At 72.8% G+C, this 18174-nt stretch carries 15 protein-coding genes; 7 read left to right on the plus strand and 8 right to left on the minus strand.

What is annotated here, in order from left to right; translation table 11 throughout:
* Window positions 1-70: 70 nt before the first annotated feature.
* Window positions 71-475 carry an MGMT family protein gene (locus tag AB0E24_RS02225; RefSeq protein WP_099014904.1) on the minus strand — a complete coding sequence of 135 codons (405 nt, stop codon included), beginning with the start codon at window positions 473-475 and terminating at the stop codon, window positions 71-73.
* Window positions 476-696: 221 nt separating this feature from the next.
* Here AB0E24_RS02225 and AB0E24_RS02230 point away from each other — a divergent pair, with 221 nt between their 5' ends.
* The 3 genes from AB0E24_RS02230 (at window position 697) to AB0E24_RS02240 (ending at window position 6883) form a co-directional block, all read left to right on the plus strand.
* Window positions 697-3453, plus strand: a complete 2757-nt coding sequence (locus tag AB0E24_RS02230) for a lysylphosphatidylglycerol synthase transmembrane domain-containing protein (RefSeq protein ID WP_359374447.1) — start codon at window positions 697-699, stop codon at window positions 3451-3453.
* A gap of 206 nt (window positions 3454-3659) precedes the next feature.
* On the plus strand, window positions 3660-5168 hold the full coding sequence (locus AB0E24_RS02235; RefSeq protein ID WP_359374449.1) for an alpha/beta hydrolase: 1509 nt from the start codon (window positions 3660-3662) through the stop codon (window positions 5166-5168).
* 110 nt (window positions 5169-5278) lie between these two features.
* On the plus strand, window positions 5279-6883 hold the full coding sequence (locus AB0E24_RS02240; RefSeq protein WP_359374451.1) for an alpha/beta hydrolase: 1605 nt from the start codon (window positions 5279-5281) through the stop codon (window positions 6881-6883).
* 99 nt (window positions 6884-6982) lie between these two features.
* On the opposite strand, the gene moeZ is transcribed toward AB0E24_RS02240, so the two are convergent.
* The 7 genes from moeZ to AB0E24_RS02275 all read right to left on the minus strand — a co-directional run bounded on the left by moeZ (window position 6983) and on the right by AB0E24_RS02275 (window position 16082).
* A complete protein-coding gene (gene moeZ / locus AB0E24_RS02245) occupies window positions 6983-8161 on the minus strand; it encodes an adenylyltransferase/sulfurtransferase MoeZ (protein ID WP_069864271.1) in 1179 nt (392 codons plus the stop codon).
* An 85-nt stretch (window positions 8162-8246) separates the two neighbouring features.
* The gene (locus AB0E24_RS02250) at window positions 8247-9014 is read right to left on the minus strand and encodes a spherulation-specific family 4 protein (protein ID WP_093699707.1); all 768 of its coding nucleotides are present in this window, start codon (window positions 9012-9014) and stop codon (window positions 8247-8249) included.
* Complete coding sequence (locus tag AB0E24_RS02255) at window positions 9002-10069, minus strand: SDR family oxidoreductase (protein WP_069864274.1); 1068 nt, start codon at window positions 10067-10069, stop codon at window positions 9002-9004. The genes AB0E24_RS02250 and AB0E24_RS02255 overlap by 13 nt, the downstream gene beginning before the upstream one ends.
* 121 nt (window positions 10070-10190) lie before the next feature.
* A complete protein-coding gene (locus tag AB0E24_RS02260; protein ID WP_359374453.1) occupies window positions 10191-11534 on the minus strand; it encodes a hypothetical protein in 1344 nt (447 codons plus the stop codon).
* Window positions 11531-13348 (minus strand): DUF3492 domain-containing protein, encoded by a 1818-nt coding sequence (locus AB0E24_RS02265; RefSeq protein WP_359374455.1) that lies wholly within the window; start codon window positions 13346-13348, stop codon window positions 11531-11533. The genes AB0E24_RS02260 and AB0E24_RS02265 overlap by 4 nt, the downstream gene beginning before the upstream one ends.
* Window positions 13349-13552: 204 nt before the next feature.
* Window positions 13553-15064, minus strand: a complete 1512-nt coding sequence (locus AB0E24_RS02270; protein WP_359374457.1) for a DUF3152 domain-containing protein — start codon at window positions 15062-15064, stop codon at window positions 13553-13555.
* Window positions 15048-16082 (minus strand): alpha/beta fold hydrolase, encoded by a 1035-nt coding sequence (locus AB0E24_RS02275; protein WP_079258920.1) that lies wholly within the window; start codon window positions 16080-16082, stop codon window positions 15048-15050. The genes AB0E24_RS02270 and AB0E24_RS02275 overlap by 17 nt, the downstream gene beginning before the upstream one ends.
* A gap of 208 nt (window positions 16083-16290) precedes the next feature.
* On the opposite strand from AB0E24_RS02275, the gene AB0E24_RS02280 reads away from it, so the two are divergent.
* The 4 genes from AB0E24_RS02280 (at window position 16291) to AB0E24_RS02295 (ending at window position 18171) form a co-directional block, all read left to right on the plus strand.
* On the plus strand, window positions 16291-16521 hold the full coding sequence (locus AB0E24_RS02280; protein ID WP_069864284.1) for an Rv3202a family protein: 231 nt from the start codon (window positions 16291-16293) through the stop codon (window positions 16519-16521).
* A gap of 138 nt (window positions 16522-16659) precedes the next feature.
* Window positions 16660-17301 carry a TetR/AcrR family transcriptional regulator gene (locus AB0E24_RS02285; RefSeq protein WP_069864286.1) on the plus strand — a complete coding sequence of 214 codons (642 nt, stop codon included), beginning with the start codon at window positions 16660-16662 and terminating at the stop codon, window positions 17299-17301.
* A 151-nt stretch (window positions 17302-17452) separates the two neighbouring features.
* Complete coding sequence (locus AB0E24_RS02290) at window positions 17453-17680, plus strand: DUF3107 domain-containing protein (protein WP_069864288.1); 228 nt, start codon at window positions 17453-17455, stop codon at window positions 17678-17680.
* Between the two features lie 218 nt (window positions 17681-17898).
* Window positions 17899-18171 carry a hypothetical protein gene (locus AB0E24_RS02295; protein WP_173963220.1) on the plus strand — a complete coding sequence of 91 codons (273 nt, stop codon included), beginning with the start codon at window positions 17899-17901 and terminating at the stop codon, window positions 18169-18171.
* Window positions 18172-18174 lie beyond the last annotated feature (3 nt).

The following is an 18174-nucleotide window of genomic DNA, read 5'->3' on the forward strand; positions in this document are numbered from 1 at the left end:
CGGCCGCACACCCGCCGCCGTCCCCCGGCACGGCCGCCGCGGCCCCGCCAGGCCACCGGCCGGGGTCCCGCTACCGCCCGTGGTCCTCCCCGCCCCCGTCCCACCGCGCCCTGGCCATGTCGATCCGCGGCACATGGCCCTCGGCCGACCGCGGCGCCTCGCGCAGCGGGGTGCCCTCCTCGCGGTAGTGGTCCAGGGCGCGCAGCTCATGGCCGGGCAGCAGCACACCGTCCGCGCGCACCACCCGCCACCACGGCACGGCGCCCCCGTAGAGCGCCATCGCCCGCCCCACCTGGCGCGGACCGCCCTCCTCCAGCCATTCGGCGACGTCCCCGTAGGTCATCACGCGGCCGGAGGGGATCAGCTCGGCCACCTCCAGCACCCGCTCGGCGTACTCGGGCAGCCCGCCGGAGCCGTCCCCGTCCCCATCCCCGTCGTGGTCGGGCTCCCTGTTCTCCCTGCTCTCCCGGCTCATCCGCCCCATCCTGCCGCACCCCGCCGACACCCGCGCCAAGCGCCCCACCGAGCGCCCCCCGAGCGCCGGCGGCGGGCCCGTTCCGGGCCGGGTCGCGGTTCGATCACGCATTGTGCGGGAATCCTCAGCACGGCGTACCATTCGGGGTTCACGTCCCCGAAATGCACCCTGATGCCCCCCTCCGCAGCCCGGGCATGCCACCATCTTCCGGGCGGTGACTGGTGATACGAGATCAAGAAGAGACGGCGAAGCAGCAGGGTGCGCAGCCTCCGGAGGAGGAGGCCCGCACCCCGAAGGCGTTGCCGCACTCCACGGCACCGTCCGGTGGCCGCCACGAAGCGCCGGACGTAGGGGATGACTGCGGGCCGGACGGACCGGAGGGCCATGTGGACCGGGTCTCCGGGGACGAGCCGCTGCTGCCCGCCCGCGTCCACCGCCCCTCCGATCTGCTGCGGATGCTGCTCGGAATCCTCGGCATGGCCGTCGTGCTGGCCATCGCCGCCTTCGCCCACGGCACCACGGCGGGTCTGGAGAAGGACATCGGGCACGGCGCCGACCAGGCGCCTCCGCTGCTGATCGACTTCGCGGGGCTCACGGCCGGGGTGGCCGTCCTCGTCCTGCCGGTGGCCTTCGCCTTCGAGCGGCTGGTCAAACGGGACGGGCTGCGGATCGCCGACGGCGTCCTGGCCGCGGTGCTGGCCCATGGGGTCTCCCTCGCCATGGACCTCTGGGTCGCCGACAGCGCCCCCGGCTCGATCCGCGAGGCGCTCACCCAGCCCGCGCCCGGCGGCACCTTCAGCGACCCCGTGCACGGCTATCTCGCCCCCGTCATCGCCTATATGACGGCCGTCGGCATGGCCCGGCGCCCGCGCTGGCGGGTGGCCATGTGGTGCGTGCTGCTGCTCGACGCCTTCGCGGTGCTCGTCGGCGGCTACACCACACCGTTCTCGATCATCCTTACGGTGCTGATCGGCTGGGCGGTGGCCTACGGCACGCTCTACGCCGTCGGCTCCCCCAATGTGCGCCCCACCGGCCAGCACCTGCTCGCCGGGCTGCGCCGCGTCGGCTTCAACCCGGTCAGCGCCATGCGCGCCGAGGAGCCCGAGGACGAGCACGGCGGCCACAGCGACCGGGGCCGCCGCTATCTGGTCACCCTGGAGGACGGCCCACCCCTGGACGTCACCGTGGTCGACCGGGAGCAGCAGGCCCAGGGCTTCTTCTACGGCGTCTGGCAGCGGCTGACCCTGCGGACGATCACCCCGCCCCGCAGCTTCCAGTCGCTGCGCCAGGCCCTGGAGCAGGAGGCACTGCTCGCCTACGCGGCCATCGCGGCCGGGGCCAACGCGCCCAAGCTGATCGCCACCTCCGAGCTGGGCCCGGACGCCGTGATGCTGGTCTACGAGCATGTGGGCGGCCGCCCGCTGCACGCCCTGCCGGACGAAGCGATCACCGACGAGCTGCTGGCCGGGGCCTGGAACCAGGTGCAGGCGCTCCAGTCGCGGCGCATCGCCCACCGGCGGCTGGACAGCGACGCCCTGCTGGTCGACCGCAACGGCACGGTCGTGCTGACCGATCTGCGCGGCGGTGAGATCGCGGCCGGTGACGTGGTGCTGCGGATGGACGTCGCACAGCTGCTCACCACCCTGGGGCTGCGCGTGGGCGCCGAACGCTCCGTGGCCGCCGCGGTGGAGGTCCTCGGCCCGGACGCGGTCGCCGGCAGCCTTCCGCTGCTCCAGCCCCTGGCGCTCGGCCGGGGCACCCGCGCGATCCTGCGCCAGCTCGCGCGCGAGCGCGCCCAGCGCCAGCGGGAGGCCGTCCTGGAGGCGTCACACGCCGCCAAGAAGGCCAAGGAGGCCGAGGCGAAGGAGGCCCTGGAGGCCGGGGCCGCGGAGACGGCCGCGAGCGACCGTAAGACCACCAAGGCCGAGAAGCAGGCGGAGAAGCGCGCCATCGAGGAGGCCCTGGAGGACGCCCGCGAGGAGGATCTGCTCTCCCAGATCCGGCAGCAGGTGCTGCTGGTGAGGCCGCAGGCGCCGATACAGCCCGAGCGGCTGGAGCGCATCAAGCCACGCACCCTGGTCAGCTTCTGCGCGGGCGCCTTCGCCGCGTACTTCCTGCTGTCCCAGTTCACCCATCTCAAGCTGGGCGCCCTGGTCGGCGAGGCCAACTGGATCTGGGTCATCTTCGCGCTCGTCTTCTCCGCGCTCACCTATCTGGCGGCGGCGCTGAGCCTGCTCGGCTTCGTCCCGGAGAAGGTGCCCCTGGGGCGGGCGGTGCTGGCGCAGGTCGCCGCCTCGTTCGTGAAGCTGGTGGCGCCCGCGGCGGTCGGCGGCGTGGCCCTCAACGCCCGCTTCCTCCAGCGCGCGGGAGTGCGGCCGGGGCTCGCGGTGGCCAGCGTGGGCGCCTCCCAGCTGTTCGGGCTCGCCAGCCATATCGTGCTCCTGCTGGCCTTCGGCTACATCACCGGCACCGAGCGCACCCCGGCGCTCTCGCCGTCCCGGACCGTGATCGCCGGACTGCTGACGGCCGCCGTCCTGGTGCTGGTGGTGACCGCCATCCCCGTCCTGCGGAAGTTCGTGTCCACCCGGGTGCGGTCGCTGTTCGCGGGCGTCGTCCCGCGCATGCTGGATGTGCTCCAGCGCCCCAAGAAGCTGCTCACCGGCATCGGCGGCGCCCTGCTGCTGACGGCCGCCAACGTGATGTGCCTGGACTCCGCGATCCGGGCGTTCGGCGGTGAGCTGAGCTACGCGAGCATCGCCGTCGTCTTCCTCGCGGGCAACGCCCTGGGGTCCGCGGCGCCCACCCCCGGCGGTGTGGGCGCGGTCGAGGCCGCCCTGATCGCGGGTCTGACCTTGGCCGGGCTGCCGTACGAGACCGCGGCGCCCGCGGTGCTGCTCTTCCGGCTGATGGTCTTCTGGCTGCCGGTGCTGCCCGGCTGGGTGGCCTTCACCCACCTCACCCGCAAAGGGGCGTTGTAGGGCCCGCCCGCGAAAAGCGCCGGGGCTCCCGGTCAAAGGGGCATCGCCCTCGAAGAGGCGCCGCAAGGGCCGTGACGGCCCCGCTGGAGCCCTCTCGCGGACACCGGCTCCCCGGGGCACCCCCTCACCCGTACGCCCCCGCTGTGCGCGCGTGGGGCGCCCGTGGCCCTCACGATGGCGGTACCCCCACCCATGGGAGAGTCGCCGTGTCCCGACCTCTGCGCATCGGCGCGCTGTCCGCCGCCCTGCTGCTGGCCGCCCTGGCCGCCGGATGCGGTGGCGACGGCGGACGGCCGGACACCTCGGCCCATCAGAAGCTGGACTGGTCCGCCTGCCCCGCCCCCTCCTCGAGCCAGGACGCGGGCGCCACCAAGGCCCCGGGCCGGGAGTGGGAGTGCGCGACGCTCCAGGCGCCGCTGGACTACCGCAAACCGCACGGCCGGACCATCGGCATCGCCATGATCCGCGCCAAGGCCACCGGGCCCGGCAAGCGCATCGGCTCGCTCATCTTCAACTTCGGCGGACCCGGCGGCTCCGGCGTGGCCACCCTCCCGGCCCTCGCCAGCAGCTACAAGCAACTGCGCACCCGCTACGACCTGGTCAGCTTCGACCCGCGCGGGGTCGGCCGCAGCAGCGGGGTGCGCTGCCTCGGGGACCGGCAGCTCGACGCCTACTACGCCGCCGACTCCTCCCCGGACGACAAAGCCGAGGTGAAGAGCCTGGTCCGCCGGGTCAAGACCTACGCCGCCGGATGTGAGAAGAACTCCGGCACGATCCTGCCGTACGTCGGCACCACCAACGCGGCCCGTGACATGGACCTCATGCGGCGCGTCCTCGGCGACCAGAAGATGCACTACTTCGGCGTCTCCTACGGCACCGAACTCGGCGGCGTCTACGCCCATCTGTATCCGAAGAACGTGGGCCGCGCCCTCTTCGACGGGGTCGTGGACCCCATGCAGACGCCCGAGCAGGGCGCGCTCGGCCAGGCCAAGGGGTTCCAGCGCGCCCTCGACGACTATATGAAGGCATGCAGGGGCAGCGCCGTCTACAGCTGCCCCACCCAGAACCGGATCCGCTCGCTGCTGAAGCGGCTCGACAGCCATCCGGTGCGCGGCTACGGCGGCCGGAAGCTGACCGAGTCCCTGGCCGACGGCGGCATCGCGCAGTCCCTGTACTCCCGGGACTACTGGCAGTACCTCACCCAGGGGATCGCCGCCGCCCAGCAGGGCGACGGCAGAATCCTGCTGGCCCTGGGCGACGCGATGAACGGACGCGGCCCGGACGGCCGCTACAGCACCCTCCAGTCCGCCCTTGCCGCCATCACCTGTGCCGACTTCAAGCAGCGCTATACGGTCGCGGACATCGAGCGGAAGCTGCCCACCTTCCGTAAGGTCTCCCCCGTCTTCGGCGACATGATGGCGTGGGGCCTGACCCAGTGCACCGACTGGCCGGTCCGCGGCGCCTGGACCACACCGGACGTCAGCGCCAAGGGCTCGGCCCCGATCCTGATCGTCGGCAACATCGGTGACCCGGCCACCCCGTACGAGGGCGCGGGGCGGATGGCGAAGGAGCTGGGCCCCGGGGTCGGGGTGGAGCTCACCTACAAGGGCGAGGGCCATGGGGCGTACGACAGCGGCAACGCATGCGTCCGAAACACCGTCAACGCCTATCTGCTCCGGGGGAAGGTGCCGCCGAAGGGCAAGGTCTGCACCTAGTCCGAGCCCGTGCCCGGACCCGCCGCGCCCCGGCCGGCCGCACGAATCGTGACGGCTTTGAGAAGGACCACAGGCGATTCTGTCCCCGCCTCCTCATAGGATCTCCGGATATGCCGAGTTCCACACGCACCATACGGACCAGGGCGCTGGTCTCCGTGACCGCCATGGTCACCCTCATCACCGTCGCGGGCTGCAACGACGACGGGGGAAACGAACAGGGCAAGGCGTCGTCCGAGCCCACGGCGTCGGCCCCGGCCGCGCCCTCCGGCTCCGGCCTGCCCACCTCGCTCACCGGGCAGAAGCTGGACTGGTCGTCCTGCTCCGCCCCGACCGCGATCCAGGGCACCGGCGAGAAGCCCGGAAGCCAGTGGGAGTGCGCCACTCTCAAGGCCCCGCTGGACTACTCGAAGCCCAAGGGCGAGACGATCGATCTGGCCATGATCCGCGCCAAGGCCGACGGGCCGGGCAAGCGCATCGGCTCGCTCATCTTCAACTTCGGCGGGCCCGGCGGCTCCGGTGTCTCCTCACTGCCCGGTTTCGCCGACGCCTACGACACCTTGCGCTCCCGCTATGACCTGGTGAGCTTCGATCCGCGCGGGGTCGGGGAGAGCGCCGGGGTGACCTGCCAGAGCGACAAGGAGATCGACGCCTCGGACTCCATCGACGGCACTCCGGACGACGACGCCGAGGTCAAGGCCGCGATGGCGGACGCCCGGGAGTTCATCAAGGGCTGCGAGAAGCGTTCGGGCAAGGTGCTCGCCCATGTGGACACCGTGAGCGCCGCGCGTGACATGGACCTCATGCGGGAGGTGCTCGGCGACGACAAGCTGTCGTACTTCGGTATCTCCTACGGCACCGAACTCGGCGGCGTCTACGCCCATCTGTATCCGAAGAACGTGGGCCGCGCGGTCCTGGACGCCGTGGTCGACCCCACCGAGGACCCCGAGCGGGGCTCCTACGGCCAGGCGAAGGGGTTCCAGCTGGCGCTCGACAACTATCTGAAGGACTGCGCCAAGAAGGGTTCCGCCTGTCCGACCGGTGACGACCCGGCGGCGGGCACCGACCGGATCGTCGCCCTTCTGAAGAAGCTCGACAAGAAGCCGCTGTCCACCGAGAGCGGCCGGAAGCTCACCCAGGACGCGGCGCTGGGCGGTATCGCCGCAGCGCTCTACGACAAGGAGAGCTGGAAGTACCTGACGCTCGGGCTCCAGGAGGCCATGCAGCTCGAGGAGGGCAATATGCTGCTCGCGATGGCCGATTCGATGTCCGGCCGCGACGAGGACGGCCACTACAGCAACATCAACGCCGCCAATGCCGCCATCAACTGCGTGGACGACAGGCAGCGTTACACCGTGACCGATGTGAAGGCCCAGCTGCCGCGGTTCCGCAAGGCGTCACCGGTCTTCGGCGAGTATCTGGCCTGGGGCATGCTCGGCTGCACCGGCTGGCCGGTGGACGGCACCACGGACACCCCGGACGTCAGCGCCGAGGGCTCGGCGCCGATCCTCGTGGTCGGCAACACCGGCGACCCGGCCACACCGTACGAGGGGGCCCGGAAGATGGTCCAGGAGCTGGGCAAGGGCGTGGGCGTCGAGGTCACCTACAAGGGGCAGGGCCATGGCGCGTACAACAGCGGCAACGCCTGTATGACCAAGGCCGTGAACGCCTATCTGCTGGACGGAAAGGTGCCCGCGAGCGGTACGACCTGCGGGTGAAGCCCTTACGGCCCTTACAGCCCTTACCGCAGGCACGAAGGGGGCCGGATCGCCGTCGGCGCGGCGATCCGGCCCCCTTGTGCGCGATGCGTCAGGAGATCAGTAGACCGGCTTGTCGGGCTCGATCTGGTTGACCCAGCCGAGCACGCCACCGCCCACATGGACGGCGTCGGCGAAGCCCGCGGACTTCAGCACGGCCAGGACTTCCGCCGACCGGACACCCGTCTTGCAATGCAAGACGATCTTCTTGTCCTGCGGAAGGTCCTGGAGGGCGCCGCCCATCAGGAACTCGTTCTTCGGGATCAGCCGGGCGCCGGGGATCGAGACGATCTCGTACTCGTTCGGCTCTCGGACATCGATGATGTCGATGTTCTCGCCGTCGTCGATCCACTCCTTGAGCTGCTTGGGAGTGATCGTCGAACCGGCCGCCGCCTCCTGGGCCTCCTCCGACACCACACCGCAGAACGCCTCGTAGTCGATCAGCTCGGTGACGGTCGGGTTCGGACCGCAGACCGCGCAGTTCGGGTCCTTGCGGACCTTGACCTGGCGGTAGGTCATCTCCAGGGCGTCGTAGATCATCAGACGGCCGACCAGCGGGTCCCCGGTGCCGGTGAGTACCTTGATGGCCTCGGTGACCTGGATGGAGCCGATGGAGGCGCACAGCACGCCCAGCACGCCGCCCTCGGCGCAGGACGGGACCATGCCGGGCGGCGGGGGCTCCGGGTACAGGCAGCGGTAGCAGGGGCCGTGCTCGGACCAGAAAACCGACGCCTGGCCGTCGAAGCGGTAGATCGAACCCCAGACGTACGGCTTGTTCAGCAGCACGCACGCGTCGTTGACCAGATAGCGGGTGGCGAAGTTGTCGGTGCCGTCGACGATCAGGTCGTACTGGGAGAAGATCTCCATCACGTTGTCCGCCTCGAGGCGGCCCTCGTGCAGCACGACATTGACGTACGGGTTGATGCCGAGCACCGAGTCCCGCGCGGACTCCGCCTTGGGGCGGCCGATGTCCGCCTGGCTGTGGATGATCTGGCGCTGCAAGTTGGACTCGTCGACCTCGTCGAACTCCACGATGCCGAGAGTGCCCACGCCGGCCGCGGCGAGGTACATCAGGGCCGGGGAGCCGAGGCCGCCCGCGCCCACACAGAGCACCTTGGCGTTCTTCAGCCGCTTCTGCCCGTCCATCCCGACATCGGGGATGATCAGATGGCGCGAGTACCTTCGGACCTCGTCGACGGTGAGCTCGGGAGCCGGCTCGACCAGGGGTGGCAGCGACACGGGGACTCCGTAAGGGGAGGGAGCAGACGGTTCACCCCCGCGTGAGCGGGGAGGTTTTCTTCTCGTAACACTGCCACGCCCCATCTCATTCCATGACACGTGGTCCGAGTCGCGAGACGATTTCGTCCCAGTAGCCGGGCAGGGCCTTCCAGGGGGCATCGGCGCAGGTCCGGCCCTCCGGATGGGCCGTACGGTCGGTGAAGTAGACCGTGCCCGCGCCCTGCCAGCGTGCGATCCTCAGCGCCTCCTCCAGATGGCGGCGGGGGACGCCGTGCACCTGGTGGCAGAACCGTTCGGGCGGATACCCCGCCGTCCACTCGGCCACCTGGGACCAACGGTAGTCGGCCCAGGCGCCCCGGAACGTCACGAGCTGATCGGCGAGCTCCATATAGCCCTCATGCGGGTGGATGCCCTGGCCGAGCACCAGATGGGCCCCGCCCAGCATGGCCCGCAGCGTGGCCGCCGTACGGCGGACCTCCGGCAGACCGGGGCGGTCCACCGGGCAGCGCTCCAGACAGAAGCCGTCCACCTGGTACCACTCCAGGAAGTGGCTCGCGTCACTGATCACCTCGCCGAAGGGGCGGGTGCCGCAGCGCAGGTCGAGATGGCCCAGCACCCGTACGCCCATGGCGCGCAGCTTCGCGGCCGCCGTAAGGCAGTGCGGATCCCTGCGCGAGCCGGGGCCGCGCGCGACATTGAGGACCGCCCAGTGCAGGGGCGCGCCGGGGCGGCTCAGCTCGGCCCACTCGGTGGGCGCGACCAGGGGGTGGGCGTAGCCGGGCACCCCGAAGCCCAGCCGGGCGGCGGTGGCCGGGACCTCGTGCGAACGGTCCGCGGGGATCAGATGCGACATGCCGCCTCCATCCAGATGTCGGCGAGCGACTCCTCCAGCGGAATCCTGGAGCGCCAGCCGAGCCGGTCGCGGGCGGTGCGCACATCGGCCTGCTGCCAGCTGCCGCAGCCGTCCGGATAGGGGTAGGTGATCGCGCTGCCCGCGCCTCCCGGGCCGCCGCCGTGCTCGCCGGCCGCCTGGGGGTGGGCGGGCGCATGGCCGTGGGCGGTGGCGTGGCCGTGGGCCGCGCCATGGGGGTGGGCGGGCGCCGGGACATGCACGCCGGCGGCCGCGACGTGATGCGGTCCCCCGCGCCCCGGCGGGCCGTCGATCTCGTGCAGGGCGCCGCCGAAGCCCGCGACCCTGGCGAGCACGGAGGCCGCCTCGCGGAGCCGTACGGCGCGGCCGCTGCCGATGTTGACCACGCCCTGCGCGGCCGACAGCGAGGCCGCGTGGACCGCCCGTGCCACGTCCCGTACGTCCACGAAGTCGCGCTGCACCCCGAGGCCGCTCAGCTTGAGCTCGCTCTCCCCGGACTGCATCGCGCGCCGCATCGCCTCCGCGAGCCGCCCCAGCGGCGAACCGGCCGGAGTGCCGGGCCCCACGGGCGAGAAGACCCGCAGCACCACCGCGTCAAGACCGGAGCCCAGCACCAGCTCGGTCGCGGCGAGCTTGCTCACGCCGTACGGGCCGCCGGGGCGCGGCACGGCGTCCTCTGCGGTCGACGAGCCGGGCTGCGAGGGCCCGTACTCGGAGGAGCAGCCGATCTGGACGAGGCGGGCGCCGCAGCCGCTGCGGCGCAGCGACTCGCAGACGGTCGCCACGGCGACGGTGTTGTGCCGGGTGAGCTCGCGCGCCCCGCCACGGGTCGCCCCGGCGCAGTTGATCACGACGCCGGGGTGGACCGCGTTGAGGAAGCGGGTCAGCGCGCCGGGGCTGCCGTTGGAGAGGTCGAACCGCACATCCGCGTCGTCGCCGCGGCCGAGCGCGGTGAGCTGGACGGCGGGGTCGGCGAGCAGGTGTTCGGCGACATAGCGGCCGAGAAATCCGCCGGATCCGAGCAACAGGACTCTCATCGGCCGCGCCTCCCCGTACCGGCGCGCTGATCGGTCATGTCGCAGCTCATGTGGTTGCTCCTCGGACTCATTGAGGGGATTGGAAGGGAAGGGACGGGGGGTGGCGGGTTCGGTGGGCGCCTTACGGGGCGCGGTTCGCAGCGGTGCGGGTGATACGGGTGGCACTGGCGGTGCGAGGGGTGCGCGCACCGGGGGCGCCATGGGCGGAGGCCCGGCACAGGACGCCGAACGCGTGGATCAGCAGCGCGAGCGCCGCGGCGCCACAGGCGGCCACCGGGACGGCGGCCGAGCCCTGGGCGGCGGTCAGCCGTGCCACGGGCGCGCCGAGCGGCGCGGCGCCCGGCAGCCGGGCGGCCGCGGCCATCGCCAGGGCCGCGGCCTGGACCGCGCAGGCCACGGCGACACCGCTGAGCGCGGCCCGGTGGAAGCCGTGGACGGCGAGCAGCCGGGCGAGGAGCAGCAGCCCGCAGAGCGCCACGACGGCCGCCTCGGCCGTCGACAGGGGCGCGGCGGCGGGAGGCGATCCGGGCACCGTGAGCCGGGCGGCGGGCACCAGGGCCGCAAGACCGCACAGGTAGGCCGTCACCACGCCCGCGAACAGCGGGCGCACCCCCGCCGCGAACTCATCGAGGCCACGGCCGGCCGCCAGCCTGCGGCGCGCCCTTACGGCGAACCAGCGGGCGCACCACGCGGCGGGCGCGACGGCCAGGGCGACGAGGACGGCGGCCTCGGCCGCAGGCGCCGCTTCGTAGGGAGAGCGTCCGTCCAGGAGCCCGGTGAGCAGCCAGTCCCCGGCGGCGGCGTAGCCGAGCAGCCAGCACGTGCACAGGGCGTGCGCGATACGGCCGCCGCGTCCGCTCCCATGGACGCTCAGGGGGCCGCGGCGCAGGCACAGCCACAGGGCGATGACCGTCAGGAAGGCGCCGCCCGCGCCCACGGCGAGGCCGATGGTGGCGTCCTTACCGACGTTACCGGCGTTACCGACGGCATCGACATGGAGCACGGCGAAGGCGGTCGCCACGCACAGGGCGCCCGGCAGCAGCCACAGCGCCCCGAGAACCATGCGCACGCCCAGCGCGCGCCCCGGCGCGGGGGCGGCCGGGGGCTCGGGCTCCTCGGCGCGCTCCACCCGGGCGTACAGCTCCTCGGCGAGCGAGAAGACATCGCGGTGCCGGAAGCGCGCGGCGGTGCGGTCCGTCACACCGTGGGCCTCCAGCCCGGCGGCGATCTCCAGCGGATCGACCGCGCGGGCGCACAGGTCGTGGTGCCGGTGCATCAGCGCCCGCACCGGATCGGCGGGCCCCCGACGGCCCTTCCCGGCGCCGGTGCGCGGAGACGCCTCGTCCGGCCGCCGGGACACCGGCACCCGGGCCCCGGAAAGGGCGCCGGACAGGGCGCCGGGGCCGCGATCGGAATCGGAGGAGGCCGGGTCGAACGGGCCGTTCCACCGGGGAGGCGTGGTCATGCGCCCTCCTCGGACGGCCGCGGGCCCACGCCCAGCGGCTCGGGCGCCGGTGGGCTGGCCCAGGTGGGGGTGTGCTCCGGGGCGGGGCGGGCGGCGGCCGGGCCGGGCAGCCAGTGGCCGAAGCCGTCGCCGTCGCGGCCCGCGGTCCAGCGCCCCGGCACATGGGCCTCGGCGGGGCGGGCGAACGGCAGCGGCCCGCCGCCCGCACCGACCTCCTCGCGCCGCACCGGGCAGTGCGACATCAGCTCCAGATAGATCCCGCGGAAGGCCGCGACGTTCTGCTCGACGGTGAACAGCTCCAGCGCACGGGCGCGCGCGGCGGCGCCCAGGCGCGCACAGCGCTCGGCGTCGCTCAGCAACGCCAGGCACGCGTCCGCGAGCGCCCGGGGGTTGCGCGGGGGCACCACGAGTCCGGTGCCGCCGATGACCTCGCACACCGCGCCCACATCCGTGGACACCGTGGCCCGTCCGCAGAACATCGCCTCGACCAGCCCGACCGGAAAGCCCTCGACCACGCTGGACAGCACCACGACGCCGCCCGCCCCATAGGCGTCGGCCAGGGCCGGCACCTCGGGGTCGCCGAGCCGCTCGAAGGAGACCGGGTTGTCACCGGTGGAGTGGGCGTCCGCGGCCTCGTCGGGGAAGAGATGGTCGGCCAGCGCCCGGCAGTGGGCCGGATAGCCGTCGGCCTCCGGGTCCTCACCACGCCGGGTCTCGATGATCCTCAGCCGTGCGTCCGGCTGCCACCTGCGCACCTCGGCAAAGGCGTGCAGCAGGGCGATGACGTCCTTGGGGGGCTCGATCCGGCCCACCCACACCAGTGTCCGGTCGTCGCCGGGCTGGGCCGCGCCCCGCTCGCCGACCTCGGCGAAGCGGGCGGCGTCCATGCCCGGGTAGACGGTGCGCAGCCGCTCCCGCTCGGCGCCGCACCGCTCCTGCCAGCGGCGCGTATGGGTGTTGCCGGGGGTGATCAGATCCGCGCGGGCGTACGCCTCGGCGGCCAGCAGGCCGTGGAACGCGGCCAGCAGGGTCCGTACCGGCCCGGGGAGCGGCCGCCCGCCCGCCGCGCCGGCCGCGCCCGCCAGATAGCACTCGCGCAGCCGTACGCCGTACTCGGTGAGCAGCAGCGGGGTGCCGAAGCGGCGCTTGGCCAGCAGTCCGGGGAGCACGGCCGCGCCACCGGTGGCGGCGTGGCACAGATCCACCCCGGACAGCCCCGGGTCGCCGCCGGCCCCGTCGCCGTACCAGTCGAGCGACAGCGGGCGCAGGGCGCGCTCCAGCGCCTCGGTGACGGTCAGCAGATCGGCGACCCGCGCCCGCTGGGCGCCGTGCGGCGCGCCCAGGGTGCGGCACGCCCGCTCCAGCGTCCTTACGGCGTCCTCGGAGCGGAGCGCGGCGGACAGCCCGCCGTACTCCCCCGCCAGATCGGCGAGGCCGTGGAGAGCATTGGCGAAACGGTCCGCCTGGACCGTGGTGCGTCCGGGCGCGCCGGAGCCATGGGGCGCGCCGGAACCGTAAGGCGCGCTGATCGCCTCGGCCAGCTCCCCGAAGTGCTCGGCGAACCGCCGCCGCTGCCGCCGGCCGCCCCGCCCGCCCGCCCGGCGCTCCGGCTCCCCCCACAGCGGCGCGGTGCGCACCCAGCCGACGTTGCGCGGCAGATCGCCCCAGCCGCCGGCCTCCTGGCCGGGGTCGCGACCGAGCGCGTACACCTCGAACTCATGCTGGGCGAGCCCGCGCACCAGCCGGTCGCACCACACCCGGGCATCACCCGTCGCATACGGATACCCACCCTCCGTAAGCAGTCCCACGCGCATGGGCGCACCCCCGATCTCCCAAACGGGCCGTTGCTCCTGCCGCCGTCACCGGCGGCGGCCGCCGTCAGGCAGCGGGAGCACGTTATGCGCGCAGGGCCATGGTGCGACGGACGGTTGTCCGTGGCACCACCGGAAGGGGTGAACGCACGTGACCTATCGGGAATTCAGGCGTTGCGAGGCGCTATACGGGCCGGAGCGCGGCCGTCAGCCCTTCGGAAACGGCCAGGCGTTGGGGCGGCAGGTGGCGCCGTCCGTCGACAGGAACTTGGTCTGCTGCATCATCACCGGCGCGAGCGCGCCCTGTTGGGAGCAGATCTCGTGGTTGTGGCCGAGACGGTGGCCGACCTCGTGGTTGATGAGCATCTGACGGTACGAGTGCATCTTGTCGTCGCCGAAGGTCTTGGCGCCCTGTGCCCACCGATAGGCGTTGATCATGACGCGCTCGGTCGACGCCGAGTCGCAGGAGACGTTGTCCTCGGTGGTGTCGAGGCCGGACTTGGCGCACCACGTCGCCGTGGTCCCGGGGCTCGCGAGCGTGATGACGAAGTCCGCATGCCCGGACGAGACCCGCTCGAAGGTGCGAACGCCGCCGTGGCCCCAACTGCGGTCGTCGTTGAGCGTCTTGTGCACGGCCTCCGCGAACAGCTCGCCGTCGAGCGGCAGGTCCCTCTCCACATCGACGCGATAGCGCAGCAGCTGGCCCCGGCCAGGAGCCTTGTCGTGCCCGCCGACGGTCCGGAAGGCGCCGGATCCGCGCAGCTTGGCGTCGAGCGGATACAGGGCCGCCATCTTCGCGTCGTAGGTGACGGGCGCCGGGGAGCCCGCCGGGCGGGCCGGCGCGCGGCCGTCGTCGGCGCGGGACGCGGTGTCGCCACCGCTCTCCGAGCCGCCCCGGGACTGCGTCTTACCGCCGCTCTGCGGTCCGCTCGCGACCTGTCCGGCCACCACGACGGCCAGCACGGTGGTCACGGCCGCGGCGGCGACCCCGGTGAACGTGCGCCCCTTACCGCCCTTGGCCGCACCGCGCGCTCCCTTGCCCGAGGGCTCACTCCCGTCGTCGTCCGGCCCACCGCCGCCGTCGCCGCCCGAGCCGCCGCCGATCCCGCCGGAGGGGGCGGCCGCCGTCCGCGTACGGCGCTGCGGGGGGACTCCGCCCGGCGCCCCCGCGGCGAACACGTCATCGCCGTCGCAGTCCAGGGCGTCGAAGGTGTCGAACGCCTCGATGTACTCCTTGCGCGGACCGGGCATCAGACCGGCCGCGCCGCCCGTGCCGCCCGTGGTCGGGCGCTGCGGCGGGTTCATGGTGCGCATGCCGTAAGGGGGCCGCGGACCGCCCGGACCCCCGGGCCCCACGGGGCCTCTGGGCCCGCCGGAACCGGCGCCGCGGCCGCCGACCGCGCCCCAGCCGCCGCCCGCCTCGCGCTGCTCGGGGTGGCCGCCTCTGGTGCGCGCCGCGGGCCCGCCCGCTCCGTACGGCAGTCTGGGCACGCCCTGCGGCGGTGTCACTCCGGGGTCCGGGGCTCCCGGCCCCGGTACGCCGCGCCGACGGCGCCCCGTACCCGGTCCGTCCTCGTCGGCCATGGGGGGCGCGCCGGGTGCGATGTGCTCGACGAACTCGGGGCCCGGGCCGTGCCCTTGACCGGAGCCCGCCGCGACGGACCGGCGATCCCGGCCCTCCTGGCTGCCACGTGCGCTGTGTTTACCCACGCGCCGCACCGCTCCCGTCCACGCCGGACACCGGTGCGGCCCCCCGCGCCTCCCGGCTCTCCCGGTCATCTCGTTCGTCAACGTCATCGAGCAGCTCGCGCATCCCGCGCGCCACTGTTTCCGGATACTCCATCATCGCGACGTGCCCGGCGTCCAACAGTGTCAACAGGCGCGAGTCGCGGAAGGTTGCGTTCGCCCGCCGCGCCATCCTGAAGGACACCAGCTGGTCCCGGCCGCCGTAGACGAGCAGCGTCGGGGCGAGCACCCGCTCGGCCTGACGCCACAGGGAGTGCTGACCGCCCAGGGTGTAGGAGTCGACGACACCGCGTGCCGAGCGACTGAGCGCGTCCCAGAAGTACGGGAGGGCGAGCCGGCGCTCGAACTCCTCGACCGCGTAGGCGAAGTCCTCCTGGCTGACCAGGGACGGATTGCCGAAGGTGAGCAGCATCACCTCGCGGGTGCGCCGCTCCGCGTCCCAGTCCCTGGTCATGCGGGTGAACAGCCGGGTCACCCCGGGCACCGCGAGCAGACCGGTCGGCACCGCGCTGCGCTGCGGGCGCAGCTCGGGCAGCGCGGGCGAGACGAGCGTGAGGGTGCGCACCAGATCGGGCCGCACCGCCGCGACGCGCGTGCTGATCGAGCCGCCCATCGAATTGCCGACCAGATGGACGGGCCCGCGGGCCCGCGCGTCGAGGTAGCGGATCACGGCGCGGGCATGGCCGGTGATGGAGTAGTCGCCGTCGTCCGGCGGCGGGGAGTCGCCGAAGCCGGGGAGGTCGAGCGCCTCGCCCTCCACCCGGTCGGCGAGCAGCTCCATCAGCGCCGACCAGTTCTGCGAGGAGCCGCCGAGGCCGTGGACGAAGAGCGCGGGCGGCAGTCCGGAGGCGGACGGCGGACGGCAGCGCACGGTCATCGTGAGCCCCGGAAGGGAGGCGGTCCGCAGCTTCTCGCCCGCTCCGACCCGCACGGACCTCGCGGGCGGGACCGCCGCGACGATGCGGGCTTCCGGCGGCTCGGTCGAAGACATGCGGCAATGTTACGAGACGATCACGCGCACGACCGTGTGTTCGCGCTCACAGACCACGTAGCGTCCGAAAGTGACCTCTCCTAGGCTCGTAAGTCACAGGGGCGATCACCTTGCCACTGGGCAGCCGCCACGGGGTAGCCGTCAGTGGGAAGCCACCACTGGCGAGCCGCCGGTGCGAAGCGCCACAGGGAACAGGGAAGGGGAGTACATGTCCATCGACCCATCCGACCCCGACACCTTCGAGGACTCCGTCGAGAACACCGACGAGACGACCGTGTACGACGTCGAGGCGCCCGAGGCGGACGCCGTCGAGCAGCATCTCGAAGTGGTCCCCCGCCGCGACGAACGGCCCAGGGCGGACGAGCTCATGGAAGCCAACGAGGCCGACCGGGCGGAACAGGCCCGGGTCGTCGAGGAGAACGAGGAGGACTACCGGTGACCAGCGTCATTTGTGGCCTTTTCATAGTGTCCGGTCCGTGAAATTCTCCGCACGAACAGCGCGCCGCACTGTTACCCAAAAGTACGATGGCGGACGCGATGGACATCGTGCACAGGGATTCATTCATTGGGAGGCGGCGTGACAGCCATCGAGCAGACCGAGGCGCGCCCACGGGGTACGCGCCTGCCGCGCCGAGCCCGACGTAATCAGCTCCTGGGAGCCGCACAGGAGGTCTTCGTCGCACAGGGCTACCACGCGGCCGCGATGGATGACATCGCCGAGCGCGCCGGGGTCAGCAAGCCGGTGCTCTACCAGCACTTCCCGGGCAAGCTGGAGCTGTATCTGGCCCTTCTCGACCAGCACTGCGAGGCTCTGCTCCAGGCGGTGCGCACCGCGCTCGCGTCGACCACCGAGAACAAGCAGCGCGTCGCGGCGACCATGGAGGCGTACTTCGCCTATGTCGAGGAGGAGGGCGGCGCCTTCCGGCTCGTCTTCGAATCCGATCTGACCAACGAGCCCGCGGTGCGCGAGCGCGTGGACCGCGTCTCGCTCCAGTGCGCCGAGGCGATCAGCGAGGTCATCGCCGAGGACACCGGGCTGTCCACCGATGAATCGATGCTGCTGGCCGTGGGCCTCGGCGGGGTCTCCCAGGTGGTCGCGCGCTACTGGCTCTCCAGCGAGAGCGGCGTCCCGCGGGACACCGCCGTGCAGTTGCTCACCTCGCTGGCCTGGCGCGGTATCGCGGGCTTCCCGCTGCACGGGTCCGAGGGCGGCCACTGAGCACACGTCCCGGCGGCGCGGAGCGGCGAGCTGCCGTGTTCGCTGCGGGCGTGCGCCCGCGGCCCCGGGGGATGTCCGGGCGCGACTAATGTGTGCTGGGTACAGCGCGGATGGCCGCGCTACCCCAATTGACCGTCGGAGGGACAAGGCCGTGGAGGTCAAGATCGGCGTGCAGCACGCGCCCCGCGAGATCACCTTGGAGAGCGGGCAGTCTGCCGAGGAGGTCGAGCGCCTGGTGGCCGAGGCGCTCGGCGGCAAGGCTCAGGTGCTGACACTGGAGGACGACCACGGCCGCAAGGTCCTGGTCCCGGCCGACCGGCTCGCCTACATCGAGATCGGCGAGCCGACCGCCCGCAAGGTCGGTTTCGGCGCGGCCTGAGGGTTTGCGGCCTGAGGGTTTACCGACGGCGGCGGGGTTCGGTGGAGCACTCCACCGAACCCCGCCGCCGTTTGCGCGCGCTCACGCGCCCCCCGCTCGCCGGGCGCCACAGACCGCCCCCGCCGAAAGGGTTGCCTCCGGTTGGGCACGGGTAGGACGGGCTCGACCGGCACGTGATCACGTATCGGTCCCGGTCCGCTCACGGGAAGGACGCGCCAATGCTGTTCTGGGAAGCGCTCGCCTCGGTACTGATCGGTCTCGTCATCGCGTACGGGGCGCTCCACCGGCTCCCCCGAAGGCTGCCCGCGCGGCCGCTCGTCCTGTCCACCGGCCCCGCGGCCGCGCTGCTGGGCGCTCTGCTGACCCATACGGTGCTGGGCTCGGGGCATACGGCGGCGGTGCTGTTCGTGGCGCTGGGCTTCTCGGCTGCGCTGCTGTCGCTGCTCATCCGTCCTGCCAGGACGCGCCGCGGGCGTTCGGTCCCGGCGTAAGAC

This window comes from Streptomyces malaysiensis subsp. malaysiensis (assembly GCF_040653035.1).
Classification (GTDB): Bacteria; Actinomycetota; Actinomycetes; order Streptomycetales; family Streptomycetaceae; genus Streptomyces; species Streptomyces malaysiensis.